This is a genomic window from Flavobacterium salilacus subsp. salilacus (assembly GCF_004634195.1).
In the GTDB taxonomy this organism is placed as follows: domain Bacteria; phylum Bacteroidota; class Bacteroidia; order Flavobacteriales; family Flavobacteriaceae; genus Flavobacterium; species Flavobacterium salilacus.
Map to the genome: position 1 here is coordinate 14819 of NZ_SKBP01000012.1, position 16790 is coordinate 31608.

Annotated in this window: 19 protein-coding genes; 11 read left to right on the forward strand and 8 right to left on the reverse strand. The window is 37.4% G+C overall.

Annotated features, from left to right (window positions below; all coding sequences use genetic code 11):
- The first annotated feature begins 2 nt into the window (after positions 1-2).
- On the forward strand, positions 3-410 hold the full coding sequence (locus tag E0W68_RS12535) for a hypothetical protein (protein WP_135219787.1): 408 nt from the start codon (positions 3-5) through the stop codon (positions 408-410).
- 77 nt (positions 411-487) lie between these two features.
- On the opposite strand, the gene rpmA is transcribed toward E0W68_RS12535, so the two are convergent.
- On the reverse strand, positions 488-748 hold the full coding sequence (rpmA, locus tag E0W68_RS12540; protein ID WP_023573269.1) for a 50S ribosomal protein L27: 261 nt from the start codon (positions 746-748) through the stop codon (positions 488-490).
- Positions 749-773: 25 nt separating this feature from the next.
- Positions 774-1145 carry a 50S ribosomal protein L21 gene (gene rplU / locus E0W68_RS12545; protein ID WP_135219788.1) on the reverse strand — a complete coding sequence of 124 codons (372 nt, stop codon included), beginning with the start codon at positions 1143-1145 and terminating at the stop codon, positions 774-776.
- A 202-nt stretch (positions 1146-1347) separates the two neighbouring features.
- Here rplU and E0W68_RS12550 point away from each other — a divergent pair, with 202 nt between their 5' ends.
- Both E0W68_RS12550 and E0W68_RS12555 read left to right on the forward strand, forming a co-directional pair.
- Entirely contained in the window at positions 1348-2673 is a 1326-nt protein-coding gene (locus E0W68_RS12550) for a M16 family metallopeptidase (protein ID WP_135219789.1), read from the forward strand.
- 13 nt (positions 2674-2686) lie between these two features.
- Positions 2687-4726: a M16 family metallopeptidase gene (locus E0W68_RS12555; protein WP_192824560.1), complete on the forward strand. Its 2040-nt coding sequence runs from the start codon at positions 2687-2689 to the stop codon at positions 4724-4726.
- Between the two features lie 80 nt (positions 4727-4806).
- Here the strand turns inward: E0W68_RS12555 and E0W68_RS12560 are convergent, their stop codons facing one another.
- Positions 4807-5463, reverse strand: a complete 657-nt coding sequence (locus E0W68_RS12560; RefSeq protein ID WP_135219790.1) for a hypothetical protein — start codon at positions 5461-5463, stop codon at positions 4807-4809.
- A gap of 107 nt (positions 5464-5570) precedes the next feature.
- Positions 5571-6437 carry a DMT family transporter gene (locus E0W68_RS12565; RefSeq protein WP_135219791.1) on the reverse strand — a complete coding sequence of 289 codons (867 nt, stop codon included), beginning with the start codon at positions 6435-6437 and terminating at the stop codon, positions 5571-5573.
- 115 nt (positions 6438-6552) lie between these two features.
- Here E0W68_RS12565 and E0W68_RS12570 point away from each other — a divergent pair, with 115 nt between their 5' ends.
- From E0W68_RS12570 to E0W68_RS12590, 5 genes are all read left to right on the forward strand, one after another.
- The gene (locus E0W68_RS12570; RefSeq protein ID WP_135219792.1) at positions 6553-7125 is read left to right on the forward strand and encodes a heavy-metal-associated domain-containing protein; all 573 of its coding nucleotides are present in this window, start codon (positions 6553-6555) and stop codon (positions 7123-7125) included.
- A 180-nt stretch (positions 7126-7305) separates the two neighbouring features.
- The gene (locus tag E0W68_RS12575; RefSeq protein WP_135219793.1) at positions 7306-7737 is read left to right on the forward strand and encodes a thioredoxin family protein; all 432 of its coding nucleotides are present in this window, start codon (positions 7306-7308) and stop codon (positions 7735-7737) included.
- Positions 7738-7768: 31 nt separating this feature from the next.
- Positions 7769-8692 (forward strand): FAD:protein FMN transferase, encoded by a 924-nt coding sequence (locus tag E0W68_RS12580; RefSeq protein WP_135219794.1) that lies wholly within the window; start codon positions 7769-7771, stop codon positions 8690-8692.
- Positions 8693-8697: 5 nt separating this feature from the next.
- The gene (locus tag E0W68_RS12585; RefSeq protein ID WP_135219795.1) at positions 8698-8907 is read left to right on the forward strand and encodes a DUF4266 domain-containing protein; all 210 of its coding nucleotides are present in this window, start codon (positions 8698-8700) and stop codon (positions 8905-8907) included.
- 19 nt (positions 8908-8926) lie between these two features.
- Positions 8927-10117, forward strand: a complete 1191-nt coding sequence (locus E0W68_RS12590; RefSeq protein WP_135219796.1) for a DUF3570 domain-containing protein — start codon at positions 8927-8929, stop codon at positions 10115-10117.
- 161 nt (positions 10118-10278) lie between these two features.
- Here E0W68_RS12590 and gldD read toward each other — a convergent pair whose 3' ends face one another.
- From gldD to mutY, 4 genes are read right to left on the reverse strand one after another with little or no spacing between them, the layout of a single operon-like run.
- The gene (gldD, locus tag E0W68_RS12595; RefSeq protein WP_135219797.1) at positions 10279-10848 is read right to left on the reverse strand and encodes a gliding motility lipoprotein GldD; all 570 of its coding nucleotides are present in this window, start codon (positions 10846-10848) and stop codon (positions 10279-10281) included.
- The gene (locus tag E0W68_RS12600) at positions 10849-12138 is read right to left on the reverse strand and encodes a gliding motility-associated protein GldE (protein ID WP_135219798.1); all 1290 of its coding nucleotides are present in this window, start codon (positions 12136-12138) and stop codon (positions 10849-10851) included.
- 23 nt (positions 12139-12161) lie between these two features.
- On the reverse strand, positions 12162-12620 hold the full coding sequence (locus E0W68_RS12605; protein ID WP_135219799.1) for a single-stranded DNA-binding protein: 459 nt from the start codon (positions 12618-12620) through the stop codon (positions 12162-12164).
- Between the two features lie 43 nt (positions 12621-12663).
- The gene (gene mutY / locus E0W68_RS12610) at positions 12664-13701 is read right to left on the reverse strand and encodes an A/G-specific adenine glycosylase (protein ID WP_135219800.1); all 1038 of its coding nucleotides are present in this window, start codon (positions 13699-13701) and stop codon (positions 12664-12666) included.
- Positions 13702-13806: 105 nt separating this feature from the next.
- Between mutY and E0W68_RS12615 the strand changes: the two genes are divergently transcribed.
- From E0W68_RS12615 to E0W68_RS12625, 3 genes are all read left to right on the forward strand, one after another.
- A complete protein-coding gene (locus E0W68_RS12615) occupies positions 13807-14127 on the forward strand; it encodes an HU family DNA-binding protein (protein WP_262510436.1) in 321 nt (106 codons plus the stop codon).
- A gap of 401 nt (positions 14128-14528) precedes the next feature.
- Positions 14529-16088 (forward strand): Rne/Rng family ribonuclease, encoded by a 1560-nt coding sequence (locus E0W68_RS12620; protein WP_202922694.1) that lies wholly within the window; start codon positions 14529-14531, stop codon positions 16086-16088.
- A gap of 94 nt (positions 16089-16182) precedes the next feature.
- Positions 16183-16764, forward strand: a complete 582-nt coding sequence (locus tag E0W68_RS12625) for a hypothetical protein (protein ID WP_205435338.1) — start codon at positions 16183-16185, stop codon at positions 16762-16764.
- Positions 16765-16790 lie beyond the last annotated feature (26 nt).

Genomic DNA, 16790 nt, shown 5'->3' on the forward strand with positions numbered 1-16790 from the left:
ACATGAATACAATTAAAAGATATTATGAGGTATTTCTGCTCATAATTGTTACACTGGCATTTTTCCTGTTCAGGAAAGAGGCACTTGGGGTAAATACCTATATGATAGTTGGAGGTATAATAGGGCTTTATTTTACTCCTGTAAAAATAATAGCTACTGTGATAAGTATAGAAACAAAACAAACAGGAGTAAACATAATGTCGTCGCTTATTATAGCCGCTATTATAGGAACCTCATTAATTGCGGTAAACAACAAGCATTTTCCCGGGCTAAGCACTGTTGCCTATGCTTTAGCGGTTATTAATATTGTTTTTATGATCTATACGTTCTTTAAAGATCAGGAGCGCAAATTGTTTTTGCTGCACTTTGTTATGGTTATGCTTATTTCTGTATTATTAGAGCTTTTGTAAGGAGCTGAAATATTATAAAAAAACCCCGCTCTTTTATGAGAACGGGGTTTTTATATGGATTTTTCTTTTTTTATGTCTTAAGCTTCGAATGGAACTACAGATACAAAAGATTTATTATCTCCTTTTTTCTGAAATTTCACAACACCGTCAACTTTTGCATGTAAGGTATGATCTTTACCCATGTAAACGTTTTCACCCGGATTGTGCTTAGAACCTCTTTGCCTAACTATAATGTTACCGGCAATGGCAGCCTGACCACCATAAATCTTAACACCTAAACGTTTCGATTCTGATTCTCTACCATTCTTAGAACTACCGACACCTTTCTTGTGAGCCATGATGTTTTAGTTTTAATTGTTAATATTATTCAGCAGTTTCAGTTTCTTCCGTTGCTGCTTTCTTAGTCGCTTTCTTTTTTGCTCCCGGCATAGTAATGCCCGAAATAGCAATTTGAGTTAAAGACTGACGGTGTCCGTTTTTAACTTTGTAACCTTTTCTCCTTTTCTTTTTGAAAACGATTACTTTATCTCCTTTTAAGTGTTGTAACACTTTGGCTTCTACCGAAGCACCTTCTATAGCCGGGGCGCCTATGGTTACAGTACCGTTATCATCAAGTAAAAGAACTTTTGCAAATGTAATTGCATCTCCCTCATTACCTTCTAAACGGTGAACGTAAACCTTTTGGTCTTTGCTAACTTTAAATTGTTGCCCTGCTATCTCTACGATTGCGTACATAACAATATGGTTTATTATAAATTTTTAAGGTTGCAAATATACAACTATTTATTAATCGGTCAATACTTTATAGTAAATTTTACAGTAAAAATAAAAATTATAACCCACTGACAATCAATTCATGAAAAATTTCTTAGATTTATTGTAACAAAATGCCGAAATTGCGTACCAATTATCAAAATCAAAATAATTATTAATTTTTATGAGAAAATCTTTAATGGCTTTGGGCTCACTTCTCATGCTTGGCGGAGTAGCATCGGCCCAACAAGTAGCATTTGAGGAATATGATTTAGACAACGGGATGCATGTTATCCTGCACCAGGACAAAACCGCTCCTGTTATTATTACTTCAGTAATGTATCACGTTGGTTCTAAAGACGAAAATCCTGAAAGAACAGGTTTTGCACACTTTTTCGAGCACTTGTTGTTTGAGGGTACTGAAAACATCGAACGTGGTGAGTGGTTTAAAATAGTTACTGCCAATGGCGGTAATAACAATGCCAACACTTCTGACGACAGAACGTACTACTACGAAGTATTCCCTTCCAACAATTTGGAGCTTGCCATCTGGATGGAATCAGAAAGGCTTATGCACCCTGTTATTAACCAAATTGGTGTAGATACACAAAATGAGGTAGTAAAAGAAGAAAAAAGGCTTCGTGTAGATAACCAGCCTTACGGTAACCTAATTGCAGAGGTGAAAAGAAACATGTTTGTAAACCACCCATACCGTTGGGCAACCATCGGGTCTATGGATCACCTGGATGCTGCAACACTTGAAGAGTTTAGGGCTTTTAACAAAAAATATTATGTACCTAACAATGCTGTACTTGTTATAGCAGGCGACCTTGATATTGACCAGACAAAAAAATGGGTAAACCAATATTTTGCACCAATACCAAAAGGAGCACCGGTTAACCGCAAAACATTTGATGAAAAGCCTATTACACAAACGCTTCGTGCTACATATGAGGATCCTAACATACAACTTCCAATGGTTGTTGCTTCATACAGAACTCCCTCTATGAAAACAAGAGAAGCAAGAGTTTTAGATATGATTTCTACTATACTTAGTGATGGTAAAAGCTCAAGAATGTACAAAAAGATAGTTGATGACAAAAAGATGGCTCTACAAATGGGAGCTTTCAACTACAGTCAGGAAGATTATGGCTTGTATATAGTATATGGCATACCAATGCAAGGATTTACATCGGAAGATTTAATTAAAGAAGCTGATGAAGAAATTGTAAAGCTGCAGAAAGAGCTTATTTCTGAAAAAGAATTCGAAAAGCTGAAAAACATTTACGAAAGTAACTATGTAAACAGTAACTCAAGCGTAGAAGGTATTGCAAGTAACCTTGCTACATATTACATGCTGTATGGTGATGTTAACCTTATTAATACTGAAATAGACATTTACCGTTCTATTACAAGAGAAGAAATAAGAGACGTAGCCAAAAAATACCTTAACCCTAACCAAAGGTTAATACTTGACTATGTACCAGCTAAAGACAAAGCACAAAACTAAGTAACAAAATATCATGAAGAAAGTTATATATATATTAGCCGGCTTGTTCTTAACCATTACTATGCAGGCACAAGACAGACAAATGCCAAAACCGGGACCCGCTCCTACGGTAAATGTTGGCAAACCTGAAACTTTTACACTTAAAAACGGACTTAAAGTACTTGTGGTAGAAAACCACAAACTGCCAAGAGTATCCTATACCCTTACTATGGACAACGCTCCTTATGCCGAAGGCAGTAAAAAAGGAGTAGCCGATATGGTAAGCGCACTTATGGGCAGCGGTACTACCACAATGTCTAAAGATGCATTTAATGAAGAGGTTGACTTTTTAGGAGCAAACATTAACTTCTGGGCAGAAGGAGCATCTGCAAACGGATTATCTAAATATTCAAAAAGGATAATGGAGCTTATGGCAGACGGTGCACTAAACCCTAAATTTACCCAAGAAGAGTTTGACAAGCAAAAAGCGCAAATTATAGAAGCACTTAAATCTGACGAAAAAAGCGTTCCTGCTGTAGCTTCAAGAGTAACCGATGTACTTGTATATGGCAAAAGCCATCCTAAAGGAGAATACCTTAGCGAAGAAACATTAAACAATGTTACTCTTGCCGATGTAAAAGCAAACTATAACACATATTTTGTTCCTGAAAAAGCATACCTAGTAATAGTAGGTGATGTAAAAGTGAAAGACGTTAAAAAACAAGTTAAAAAGCTTTTTGAAGACTGGACGCCAAACACTGCACCAAATATTAGCTACAGCGACCCTAAAGATGTACAATACACACAGATAAACTTTGTAGATATGCCAAATGCAGTACAAAGTGAAATATCTGTTGTAAATGTGGTTAACCTTAAAATGACTGACAAAGAGTACTTTGCAGCATTACTTGCCAACCAGATACTTGGCGGTGGCGGCGAAGGAAGACTTTTCCTTAACCTACGTGAAGCTCACGCATGGACATACGGTGCCTATTCATCTATAGGTTCAGGTAAATATGTAACATCGTTCAGCGCATCTACATCGGTAAGAAATGCTGTTACTGATAGTGCTATTACAGAAATTCTTAACGAAGTTAAGAAAATGAGAAACGACCTTGTTTCTGCAGAAGACCTTAAAAACGCAAAAGCAAAGTACATAGGCAACTTTGTAATGCAGATGGAAAAACCATCTACAGTAGCAAATTATGCACTAAGAACACAAACGCAAAACCTTCCTGAGGATTTCTACGAAAACTACATTAAGAATATTAATGCCGTAACTCCTGAGGATGTAAGAAACGCTGCCAAAAAATTCTTCCTTGCCGATAAAGCAAGAATTGTAGTTGTAGGTAAAGCTGCAGACGTATTAGCCGGATTAGAAAGCACTAAACTGCCAATATTCTATTTTGACAAATGGGGACAAAAAACAGACAAGCCTGTAGTTAACAAACCTGTTCCTGCCGGAGTTACCTCCAAAACGGTAATGGCAGATTACATAAAAGCTATTGGTGGAGAAAAAGCCGTAAGTGCAGTTAAGTCATTATCACTATCGGCTTCAGGGTCTGTGCAAGGTATGAGACTCGAAGTTTCTAAGAAAGTTTCTATTGACAACAAACTGGTAGAGTCTATGAGCGTTATGGGGCAAGGAGGAAAAAGGGTGTTTAATGGTACTACAGGATACCAGACAGGTCAAGGTCAGAAAATGGATCTTGAAGCTGATGAAATAGCTGAACTTAAAAAATACGCTTATCCAATCCCTGAACTTAAGTTAAAAGATGATGCAAACCTTAAAATATCAGGTATCGAGACCATTAACGGTAGTGAAGCTTATGCAATTACTGATGGTGAAAGGACTATGTATTATGACGTAAAAACTAGCCTTAAGGTAGCCAAATCAGAATCTGTCGAAGGTCCTAATGGACAAATGGTGTTAGTTACTCCATACAGCGATTATCGCGATGTTAAAGGCATAAAAATACCATTCAAAACAGCTTTAAATATAGGAATTGAAGTAGAGCTTACTGTTAATGAAGCAAAAATTAACGAAGGTGTTACCGATGCTGATTTCCAATAAGAAATTACAACTTAGATTATAATATAAAGTAAAGGCTGCCCAAATGGGCAGCCTTTATAATCTTCACTAAGTAGAAAAAATTACTCACAATTATTCATACAATTAACGTAAGTATCATTACAAGCATTTTGATTTGATTGATATACTGTTTCATTAAGAGCAAGTAAAGTATCAAGACTACTACCCGTAGTACCACTAATAATATATGATCCAAATATTGCTAATGTATTCATTTGACTGGCACTATGTTCACATAAAGTCAATTGTGACCAACAAGGACAATTTGCATTTGGGTCATTATCATCTATTGGCAAATCGATATTTATATTTGGATAAGCAGAGAATAGCTCAGAGTAAAACGATTTATGATTCGCATATACAACAGCATGTAGCGATTTAATTTCATCCCAACTATTTGTAAACTCATTCAAGTCTGAAAAATCAGTTCTAAGTATGTTAGTTTCTGCCCAGTTTATCAAATCCTCTTCTTCTTTTAACTCTATACTATTATCAAAATTTAGTTTTTCAATAAATACTTTATTTTTTGCTGTTAAAACTTTATACTCGGAAGATTCAATCATGTTTATATACAAAGGCGTCAAGTCAACTATTGCTGTAGCAGATTTTGCCTTAAGTTCATCATTCAAATTATTGTTATTACTTTCTAAAGAATTCGATTCTTCAGAACATGACATAAAGAACACGCTTAAAGATAAGCACAATAAAAAATTTTTCATAGTTGGAATATTATATTAATTATTAAATGATTATAATGTACCAATAAAAACTTCGGACTTTTTAATTTGTACACTATAACAAACATAACGATTATTATTGTAAAAAATTATTTCTTAGAAGAAAAGTACACACCCAGCAAAATTATAGCTGCACCCAGCACTTGCAGTAATGATAACGACTCGTTATCAAACAAGCCCCATCCAAATGCCACAACAGGAATCATATAAGTAACCGAAGAAGCAAATATGGGCGATGATATATGTATCAGTTTAAAGAAAACAATATTGGCTAATGCCGTACCTATTAAACCCAGTATAGCCACAAAAAACATAGCGTGCAGCGTTTCGGGCTCGGCAGCTACATCAGCAAAGCCTGAAAAGAACAATATTACCAAAGCAGGCAACAGCATTACCGCAAAGTTACCCACAGTAATGCTAAGCGGACTAACATCTGACAGGTGCTTTTTAATAAGGTTTACGTTAGTAGCGTAGCATGTGGCAGCCACTACAACAAACAAGGTATAATAATAATTTTGATTCGGATTATCAAGAGCACCCTTAAAAATGAGCAGTGTGCACCCCACAAGCCCTATGAGCACCCCAAAAAGCTGGCGTTTTTGAAACTGTACCCCAAATAAGGCAGCCCCAATAATTAAAGTACCCAGTGGTGTAAGGGAGTTTAATATCGCACTTATGGAGCTGTGTATCTCTGTTTGCGCTACAGAAAAAAGATACACAGGCAAAAACGTTCCGAACAATGCCGTAAGCATTAAATACTTCCATTTAGGCTTCGGTATTTTTTTTAAGCTCTTAAAACCTATTATCAGCAAAAACAGCGCACTGAATATAATACGGAGCGAACCTAACTGAAAAGGCGTAAGCCCCACAAGTCCGCGTTTTATAAGGATAAAAGAGCTCCCCCAAGTAAGCGACAATAGGATAAGAAGATACCATTTTAGGTGTACTGACTTCATAAATTATTTTTGCTTCAAAATTCTGATAATAAAACGGGATAACAAACGTTTTTTCATAAATTTGTAATCCACGCACATAAGCGTAATTTATAACAAAACTTAATACAATAATACAATGAATTTAGTCAAGAATATTTCCCTGTTTGCCATTGCGGCACTACTTTTTGTAAGCTGTAAGAACACTGCTAACGAAGCTCCTGCCGAAGGCGAAAGCGACACTCCTCCCATTGAAAATACAGCAGGCGAAGAAACCGCTGCCAACCTTGAAACCACAACTTTTAAAGTAAGTGGTATGACCTGCCCGCAGGGATGTGCCCAAGTGATTGAAAATAAACTTGCAGGGCTTGACGGTGTACAGGAAGCCAAAGTAGATTTTGACAGCGAGACAGCAACCATATCATTTGACGCGGCAAAGCAAACTCCTGAAAAGCTTGTTGAAACTGTAGAGCATATTGCCGATGGTGCATATAAAGTATCTGATGTAAAAAATTCAGGCGACAAAGCGCAACTTTATATAACTGACCAAGAGCCTGAAAAAAAGAAAGAGGCAAAAGATGCCAAAAAAGCTAAGAAAGCTAAAAAAGCAAAATCTTGCTCTGAAGATAAAAGTGGCGATAAAAAAGGATGTTGCTCCGGCGAAGGCAAAAAATCATGCCATGACGAAAAAGCTAAAAGCGGAAACCTTTAGTATTTTATTTTACAGTAATACAGAACAAAAAGCAGCCAAATGGCTGCTTTTTGTTTACCCCCTTTTTTGAGTGCTGAATCAGTCTAAATTAATATTAACTGCAAGCATACTTTCCATAATACTTTATGAGTAACTTTATACGTTACTAAGCTTAAACAAAATAAATACACACAGAATAATATGAAATTTTTAGCAATCCTTTTTATCGCATTGCTCCCTTTGCAATGGGGTACTGATTTTGATGCAGCAAAAAAAACTGCAAAGAATGAACACAAGCTTATACTATTAAACTTTTCGGGTTCTGACTGGTGCGCTCCGTGCATAGTAACCAAAAGAGAATATTTTGAAAATGATGCCTTTAAAAAAATGGCTGAAAAGAATTTAGTACTGGTAAATGCTGACTTTCCGAGAAAAAAGAAAAACCAGCTTGCACCCGAACAAGTTAAAAAGAATGAAGCCGTAGCAGAAATGTATAACAAAAAAGGCTATTTCCCTTTTACCGTGCTAATAGATGCCAATGGAAAAGTACTAAAAGAATGGCAGGGAAAACCCACAGCATCAGTTGATGGATGGGTGAAAGAAGTTGAAGGCATTTGCCGACAATACAAATAACCCTTATCATAAAAACCGGACACAAAAGCACATGCAGGATTACTCAAAATCATTAAAACTAATGGGTAATAATTTTACCATTACTATTGTTGCAGAGAGTGAAACAAAGGGCATGAACTATATTGATACTGCTGTAAATGAAATAAAGAGGATTGAAAAACTGCTGACTACTTACAGCGAAGACAGCCAAACCAGCCTGATAAATGACAATGCAGGCATACAGCCTGTTACTGTAAATAAAGAAGTGTATGACTTAATAGCGCGAAGCATAAACATATCAAAAATAACACAGGGCGCATTTGATATCAGTTATGGCGGTATTGATAAAAGGCTCTGGAATTTTGATAAGTCAATGAAAACATTGCCCACCAAAGAGCAGGCTTTAAAGAGTGTACATTTAATAAACTACAATAACATAATCCTGAATCCTGAAAAGTGTACTGTTTTCCTGAAAGAAAAGGGAATGCGGATAGGCTTCGGGGGGATTGGTAAAGGCTACGCTGCAGAAATGGCTAAAAGACTGCTTACCCAAAACAATGTAACCAGCGGCATAATAAATGCGAGTGGCGACCTTACCGCATGGGGAATGCAGCCTACAGGAAAACCTTGGCGAATAGGAATATCAAACCCGGAAAACCCGGAACGCATATTTTCTTATTTAGATATATCCGGTAAAGCTGTGGCTACCTCAGGGAATTATGAAAAGTATGTTATGATAGACGGAAAAAAGTATTCGCATACTATTGACCCTAAAACGGGTTTACCGATTGCGGGTATAAAAAGTGTAACAGTAATAAGTGAAAATGCAGAGTTTGCCGACGCTATGGCTACCCCTATTGCCGTTATGGGTATAAAAGCAGGATTGTATTTAGTAAACCAGATACCCCACCTACACTGTATTATTATAGATGATAATAACAATCTGTTTACCTCCAAACAGATAAATTTAAATTAAAGAAGATGAAGTACTTATTATTAGGTGTCATGGCGAGTGTGTTTTTCATTTCATGCTCTCCCATAAAAGAATACCAGAAAAACAAAATTAACGACTCTGAAATGGCACTGTCTAACCGAAAAACTGAAAAGACAGAATTGAGCTTCCAGTCTTACAGAGAGGGAGCATCAGGGGCGAATGCCGGTAAAAGCGGTGGCGGATGCGGATGCAATTAAATACTAATACAGTAAACACATGAGGCGTATATTTATTACAGGATTTGCCCTGCTGGGCATAATGCGGCTTTGTGCGCAAAACCGCACAGAAACCGATTCTACAACCTATAAAGCCAAGAAATTAAACATTGAAGAAATAAACTTAGTTTCCAGCTATTACGGTCAGGATGGCAATAACGCATCCGTAACCGGGGGTATAGGCTCGCAGGAGCTTACGGATATCTCCAACACTATTGATGTAAAACTCGTTAAGTACGGAGAGAATAACATTAAGCATAATTTTGATGTAGAGGTAGGTGTTGACTATTATAGTTCGGCATCATCTGACAGGGTTGACCTTCAGGCAAATTCCTCAGCATCATCTGCCGATATACGTGTTTACCCATCACTTAACTATGTAAGAGAAAACGAAGCTAAGGGCAATGCTTTGGGAATAGGCGTTTCATCTTCAACAGAATATGATTATCAGTCTTTTGGGGGAAACATAAGTTATTCGAAGCAAACAAAAGACCGTAACGGAGAGTTTACAGCTCGCTTTCAGGCTTATATTGACCAAGTAAAAATGATAGCTCCTGTTGAATTGAGGGGCGTGCCCGGCACTAAAGAATCAGGAACAGAAGGGCGTAATACTTATGTAGGCTCATTAAGCTATTCGCAGGTAATAAACCAAAACTTTCAGGTACTGGTACAGGCAGATATTGTTTCGCAACAAGGTTATTTGTCCTTGCCCTTTCACAGGGTCTATTTTAACGATGGCACGGTACATCAGGAAGAACTGCCCGACAGTCGCCTGAAATTCCCTATGGCAGTACGCGCAAATTACTTTTTAGGCGATAATATTATTATACGTGCCTACTACCGTTATTATACTGATGATTGGGATTTAAACTCGCATACGGCTAATATAGAAGTGCCTGTTAAAATATCACCTTTCTTTTCTATAAGCCCTTTTTACAGGTATTATCAGCAAACCGCAATTAAATATTTTAAAGCCTTTGAGCAACACACGGCAGCCAACGAGTTTTATACCAGTAATTACGACCTGTCAGACTTTGATAGCAACTTTATGGGGGTTGGGTTGCACTTCACCCCTGTTAACGGTGTTTTGGGTATGAAATACTTTAATATGATAGAAATAAGATACGGGCATTACTCAAGGTCAAACGGATTAAGTTCTGATATTGTGAGTGTAAACCTTAAATTTAAGTAATACAGGGGTTGTCTCAAAAGTGTTTAAACAAGCATTTTTGTCATTCTGACGAAGGAAGAATCGCTTATTTATCAAATAATTGAGATTCTTCACTCCATTACATTGCGTTCAGAATGACACTTTTGAGACAGCACCTTTTGATTTATATCAACATAGAAGTTCTACTTCCACTTAACAGTTTCCATAATATTCCGCATATCTTCTTTAATATAGGCAGTAGCCGGCATTAGCGAATCATAGTTGGGGCGGGTATAAAAATACATCGAACCTGTTAAAAAATGATCGGTACTGTCAGTAACATAAAACTGAGCGTTGGTAGCAGCATTGCCCCCCACTTGATAAAACATACCATAAACATTATTCATGGCATTGGCAAAGGGTTGTTCCTGTATGGCATCGGCTCTGATAACGTGTTCATAAGTAAGTTTTTGTGCATCGCGCAACAATGCTTCTATGTTACCCGAAACAGGTTTATAGGTTAGGTATATGGTAGCCTTCATTTTAGGATACTGCAACGTAAAGTTACAATTCCCCTTACTTTCAAGTATCGATTGCGAGTTAAAGGCAAAACTGAAAGGGCATTTGCCTTCATATACCACATAATCCTCTATAGGGTAGTCCAGCCTCAGGTAGGCTTTAGGTTTAGGCACTGCTTCATCATTGCACGATGTAAGCAATATGCAAAAAGTTGTTGCAATAGCTATTGCCGTTAGTATTTTTATACTCCTCATTTATTGTAGTGTAACCTTTATTTGCTTTATTCTTCTCTTATCAACCGATTCGATGGTAAATATATTGCCATTAAAGGTAATTTTTTGTGCTTTTTTAGGAAAGTTGCCCGATATTTCGAGAATAAAGCCTGCAAGGGTTTCGGCTTCGCCTTTCGACTCTTCAAAAACATCTTCCTCCACATCCGTAATACGATAAAAATCTTTAAGGCTTATTTTACCGTCAAACAGATAATTTTTTTCATCAATTTGCGAATAGATAATATCCTCGTCGTCAAACTCATCACTTATATCTCCTACTATCTCTTCGAGTATATCTTCTAATGATATAAGCCCCGATGTACCGCCATATTCATCTACCACTATGGCAAGGTGGTTTTTCATACCCTGAAATTCTTTGAGCAGGTTATCCAGTTTTTTATTTTCAGGCACAAAAAAGGCTTGCCTCACGAGTGATTGCCATTCAAAATCTTCTGTATCAATATAAGGTATAAGGTCTTTAATAAACAAAACTCCTTTTATATTGTCGATATTTTCCTGATAAATGGGTATGCGCGAAAAACCGCTTTCCACTATTTTAGGAAATATCTCTGCAAAAGTTTCCTCGACATCCAACGCAAAAATATCGATACGGGGGCTCATTACCTGCCGTACATCCGTATTACCAAAGGTTACTATACCCTCCAGTATTTTTTGTTCTTCGGCAGTAGCATCACCATAATCGGTAAGCTCTAAAGCCTGCGAAAGTTGACCTACGGACAGACCTGATGACTGCACATTAAATTTTTTATGCAGCGCCAGTGTAACCTCCCTCATAGGTATGCTTATGGGCGATAACAACTTGTTGAGTATGTATAACAAGTAGGCAACCCGCGATGAAAAAGTACGGTTGTTTCGGGTAGCATATACTTTAGGTACTACTTCGCCAAAAAGGAGTATTGAAAATGTTATAACCGCAACTTCTACTCCAAACTTAAGGTATGGCGAGGGTATCCCATAAAAAAGGCTCTCGGCAAACTGAAAGAACAGTATGATGATGGCAATATTTATAAAGGTATTGGTTATAACAATTGTGGCAAGCAGTTTTTTAGGCTTTTCCAGCAGCGATACCAACATTTTCCCTTTTTTAGGGTTTTTGTTGCTTATCATATTGATATCCTCCGGCGAGAGTAAAAAAACAGCTACCTCTGTACCGGATATAAATGCAGAACAAAATAAAAGGAATATAATCCCGGCGCAACCTATAATAAGGTTATAATCATATAATACTATACTGGAGGGGTCGGGGTCCAAGGGTTTAGGTTTTAGTTAAACAATTAAAATGGCAAATCGTCATCCGGTTCCGGCACATTTACATTATAATCAGTATCTGCGGGCTTAGCGGGTTGGCTTGCCTGTGGCGCGGCTGCTTGTTGTTGCTTGTTGGTATCAAATTCTTTTTTGGTAGTAAGAAAGGTAAATTCAGTGGCCTGTATTTCGGTAGTATATCGCGCCACACCGTCTTCGCCCTGCCATTGTCTTGACTTTATGCGTCCTTCTACATATATCTTATCGCCTTTACTCAGGTATTTTTCGCATATTTCGGCAGCTTTATTGCGCACCACTATATTATGCCACTCGGTAGAGGTTACCCTTTCGTTAGTTTGCTTATTCACATAAACCTCGTTGGTAGCCAACGGAAAACGCCCTATGCAGTTTCCTCCGTCAAAATAATGCATCTTTACATCATCGCCCAAATGCCCTATAAGCATCACTTTGTTCAACGTTCCGTTCATAACTTCAGTTTAAGTATTTACTCAAAAATAGTAAAATTTAGCATCAATCCCAATGCTTCTCTATAAAATTATGAACAACAATAGGGAACGGATATTGCTTTATACTGTCACGTTCTATTGCCTTTTCTACAATGGTATTTGTTGTCGCTTCCCAAAAGCGGATGTGCAGGTGCTGGTGCGACAGCTTGTGTATAACGGTATCTTGCAAAAGGGTTATGTTTTGGGGGGCAAAGCCCAAACCTTTATAATCATTAATTATCATGCTCATTTCTTCTTCGGGTACTGCTGTCTCTGTTTCTATTAAAGGAAACTCATACAGGTTATGCCAGATGCCTTTACCTAAACGTTTGTTAATAATACTACCACCCTGCAAATCGTTTACCACTATGTAATTAAAGTAACGGTTGGTTACTTTGGTTTTCTTTAGTTTTACGGGCAAGTAGGTTACTTTACCCGTGTTGTAGGCAACACAGCCGGAAGCAAACACGCAGCAGGCACAATCAGGGCTTTTGGGTACACATTGCAGTGCGCCAAACTCCATCATTGCCTGATTAAACTCTGACGCTTTATCTTTTGGCAAATGTTGTGCTGCTATCGCCCTGAATTCAGCTTTAGCTGATGAGGACGATATATCGGTTTCGATACCAAAGTAGCGCGAGAGCACTCTATATACATTGCCATCTACCACAGGTACAGGTTCGCCGTAACATATAGAGGCTATTGCCGCAGCAGTATATTCGCCCACACCTTTTAATTTTACCAACTCTTTATAGCTGTCAGGAAATTTACCGTCAAGCTCATAAGCAATATACTTGGCCGTAGCGTGCAGGTTGCGCGCCCGCGAGTAATAGCCCAGCCCCTGCCACAACTTCAACACTTGCTCCTCGGGTGCATTGGCAAGATGCACTATGGTAGGAAAGGCTTCCATGAACTTGAAAAAGTAAGGCATTCCCTGTGCCACACGCGTCTGCTGGAGCATTATTTCGGAGAGCCACACGGGGTACGGACGGGCATTTTTGCGCCATGGCAAATCGCGCTTATTTTGTAAATACCATTGTATTAAGAGCTTAGAAAATTCCATTGTTGTGAATGAGTTAGCAAATTTAAAAGTTTATGTTATTAAATTTTAATGCGTTAACGTTGAAATATTGTTTATTTAATTCCTATATTTGCACACTCGAAAAAAATACATACAAATATAAATTTAATAAAGAAAATGACGAAAGCAGACATCGTAGCAAAAATCTCTGAAAAACTTGGACTTGAAAAGGGAGATGTGCAAGCAACAGTAGAGTCTTTTATGGAAGAAGTTAAAAACTCTTTGGAAACCGGTGATAATGTTTATTTGAGAGGTTTTGGCAGTTTTATAATCAAAACCCGTGCTGAAAAAACAGGAAGAAATATCTCCAAGAACACTACAATTAAAATACCTGCACACAACATACCTGCATTTAAACCTGCAAAAATATTTGTTGACGGTGTAAAAACGAATACTGAAGTAAAGTAACAGAACTCATTTATTAACCTAAACCCTTAGACACTATGCCAAGTGGGAAAAAAAGAAAAAGACATAAGGTAGCTACTCACAAAAGAAAAAAAAGAGCGAGAGCTAACCGTCACAAAAAGAAAAAGTAGTTTAAACTACTTTTTCTTTTTTAAAACAAAGTTCATTGAAAATGGATGTAAAGACAACAAGATAATAGATATGAGATAATAGAATTTAGGTAATATAACGATTCTGTCATCTTTTATCTCTCCTCTAAAAGTCTTAAAAAAACATCCGCCGGGTATTAACTACCTGTAAATAATTGTTTAATCCATCTGCATACCGGTTAAGGGTTGCGGGTTGCGGGTTGCGCAAATGCAAAACTCAAAACACGAAACCAATAAACCCTATAGCGGATAAAAATGTACAGTGTGAACAAAGAACTAATTATTCAATCTGGTTCTGAAGCCGTAGATTTTGCCTTATTAAAAGATGGAAAACTAATAGAATTACATAAGGAAAAGGAAGATAAAAACAAGTTCTCTGTAGGCGATATTTTTATTGCCAAAATCAGAAAACCTGTAGCAGGGCTTAATGCTGCTTTTGTAAACGTAGGCTTCGAGAAAGATGCCTTTTTACATTATCATGATTTAGGTCCTAACCTACCCTCCCTAATGAAATTCATAAAACTTGTAAGCGCAGGTAAAATAAAAGATTTCTCACTTAAAAATTTTCCTTTCGAAAAAGAGATTGATAAAGATGGTGTGATTACCGATGTACTCAACGCCAATCAGTCAATTCTTGTTCAGGTGGTAAAAGAGCCTATATCTACAAAAGGACCCCGCATAAGCTCTGAGCTTTCGCTGGCCGGCAGATATGTAGTACTCGTACCGTTTTCTGACAGGATTTCGATTTCACAGAAAATAGATTCTAAAGATGAGAAAGACCGCCTGAAGCGTTTGGTGCAATCAATCAAACCCAAAGGCTTTGGCGTTATTGTAAGAACAGTAGCCGAGGATAAAAAAGTAGCCGAACTGGACAAAGACCTGCAAAACCTGCTGGACAAATGGACTGCTTTGTGCAAACGTATTCCCGGTGCGCATCATCCCAGCAAAGTACTGGGCGAAGTTAACAAAGCTTCCTCCATACTGCGTGATGTTTTTAACGATACCTTTACCGGTATATATGTAGATGATGAGGACCTGTTTTACCAAACTAAGGACTATCTGCAGGAGATAGCTCCCCAAAAAGCCAATATCGTAAAACTCTACCAAAGCAGAGAGTTGCCTCTTTTTGAAAAATATAACATTGAAAGGCAAATAAAAACCTCATTTGGCAAAACCGTTTCTATGAGCAAAGGGGCTTATCTTATTATAGAGCACACCGAAGCCCTGCACGTTGTTGACGTGAACAGTGGTAATCGGTCAAACAAAGCTCTAAACCAAGAAGGCACCGCTCTGGAAGTAAACCTTATAGCCGCCGCAGAGATTGCAAGGCAGCTACGACTAAGGGATATGGGTGGCATTATCGTAATTGATTTTATAGATATGTCTAACCCCGACAACAGGAAGAAGCTCTACGACTTTTTAAGAGAAGAAATGAGCGACGATAAGGCAAAACACAAGATCCTGCCTCCGAGTAAATTTGGACTTGTTCAAATTACCCGACAGCGCGTACGGCCTGAAGTAAACATCAAAACACGAGAGGAAGACCCCAATAATGAAAATGGGGAAATTGAAGCTCCTATACTTGTGATTGACAGAATAACGGCCGACCTTGAAAGAATTATAAAGAGTAACAAAAAGATAGTGCTGAATGCACACCCTTTTGTTGCCGCATACCTTACTAAGGGCTTCCCGTCCATACGTTCAAAATGGTTTTTTGAACATAAAAAATGGGTAAAAGTAATACCTCGTGACGCTTACACGTATTTAGAATACCGCTTTTATGATAGCAAAGGAAATGCTATCGCGACAGAATAACAAAAACCGCCCTGACTGATGTTGGGGCGGTTTTTTTGTTTTAATAAAATTATTAATATTGTTATGTTTACATGATATCAAAAAGGGAGTTGTAATGAAACCACAAATTAAATATATAGAACTAAAAACCGGTTTTAATGATAATGGTTCAGCATGGATAGGTTTAGTTTCTTTTTCAAAATCGGGCAGAACAATATACTTTAACGGGAAAGCTTTTCAGTCGTTAGCCGGAACCGGTATTTATGCTAATTATTTTGATATTGAAACAGGTGAAGAATATTGGATATCAGGCGTAAAGAAAGATATGACTGACCGTCATTGGGCAGGAGGAGGTAAAATATTTGTAGAGAAAAGAATTGTAGAAGATTACCTAAAAATTCTCAATAGAGAAATCTTAAGCAGTACTTTACATGAAATAATAGATAATATAATTATTGATATACCCAAACAACGCATTAATCAATTGGAAAATGAAATAATTATAGAGAAACAGTTTAATGATGATTTATTTTTTCGAAACCCTACAGAATTAACTGACGCCGAGATTAAGTTTGTAATTGATAATCTTATAGTTGATGAAGAAAATTCGCGTTATAATAAAGGAAGAAGAGCCACCAGAAAAAGCAGAATACTCTTTGAAGAAGAAGCAGAGAAAAGAGGATTAAATAAGAATTAAAAACACTACTCATACCTCATAAATTA

Bases quoted from the DNA above. Each gene is read 5' to 3' on its own strand.
- E0W68_RS12590 (WP_135219796.1), top strand. From the start codon at position 8,927: ATGAGGCGTATATTTATTACAGGATTTGCCCTGCTGGGCATAATGCGG.
- E0W68_RS12575 (WP_135219793.1), top strand. From the start codon at position 7,306: ATGAAATTTTTAGCAATCCTTTTTATCGCATTGCTCCCTTTGCAATGG.
- E0W68_RS12580 (WP_135219794.1), top strand. From the start codon at position 7,769: ATGCAGGATTACTCAAAATCATTAAAACTAATGGGTAATAATTTTACC.
- E0W68_RS12605 (WP_135219799.1), bottom strand. From the start codon at position 12,620: ATGAACGGAACGTTGAACAAAGTGATGCTTATAGGGCATTTGGGCGAT.
- rpmA (WP_023573269.1), bottom strand. From the start codon at position 748: ATGGCTCACAAGAAAGGTGTCGGTAGTTCTAAGAATGGTAGAGAATCA.
- rplU (WP_135219788.1), bottom strand. From the start codon at position 1,145: ATGTACGCAATCGTAGAGATAGCAGGGCAACAATTTAAAGTTAGCAAA.
- E0W68_RS12585 (WP_135219795.1), top strand. From the start codon at position 8,698: ATGAAGTACTTATTATTAGGTGTCATGGCGAGTGTGTTTTTCATTTCA.
- E0W68_RS12570 (WP_135219792.1), top strand. From the start codon at position 6,553: ATGAATTTAGTCAAGAATATTTCCCTGTTTGCCATTGCGGCACTACTT.
- E0W68_RS12620 (WP_202922694.1), top strand. From the start codon at position 14,529: ATGTACAGTGTGAACAAAGAACTAATTATTCAATCTGGTTCTGAAGCC.
- E0W68_RS12535 (WP_135219787.1), top strand. From the start codon at position 3: ATGAATACAATTAAAAGATATTATGAGGTATTTCTGCTCATAATTGTT.
- E0W68_RS12565 (WP_135219791.1), bottom strand. From the start codon at position 6,437: ATGAAGTCAGTACACCTAAAATGGTATCTTCTTATCCTATTGTCGCTT.
- mutY (WP_135219800.1), bottom strand. From the start codon at position 13,701: ATGGAATTTTCTAAGCTCTTAATACAATGGTATTTACAAAATAAGCGC.
- gldD (WP_135219797.1), bottom strand. From the start codon at position 10,848: ATGAGGAGTATAAAAATACTAACGGCAATAGCTATTGCAACAACTTTT.
- E0W68_RS12625 (WP_205435338.1), top strand. From the start codon at position 16,183: ATGAAACCACAAATTAAATATATAGAACTAAAAACCGGTTTTAATGAT.
- E0W68_RS12555 (WP_192824560.1), top strand. From the start codon at position 2,687: ATGAAGAAAGTTATATATATATTAGCCGGCTTGTTCTTAACCATTACT.
- E0W68_RS12550 (WP_135219789.1), top strand. From the start codon at position 1,348: ATGAGAAAATCTTTAATGGCTTTGGGCTCACTTCTCATGCTTGGCGGA.
- E0W68_RS12560 (WP_135219790.1), bottom strand. From the start codon at position 5,463: ATGAAAAATTTTTTATTGTGCTTATCTTTAAGCGTGTTCTTTATGTCA.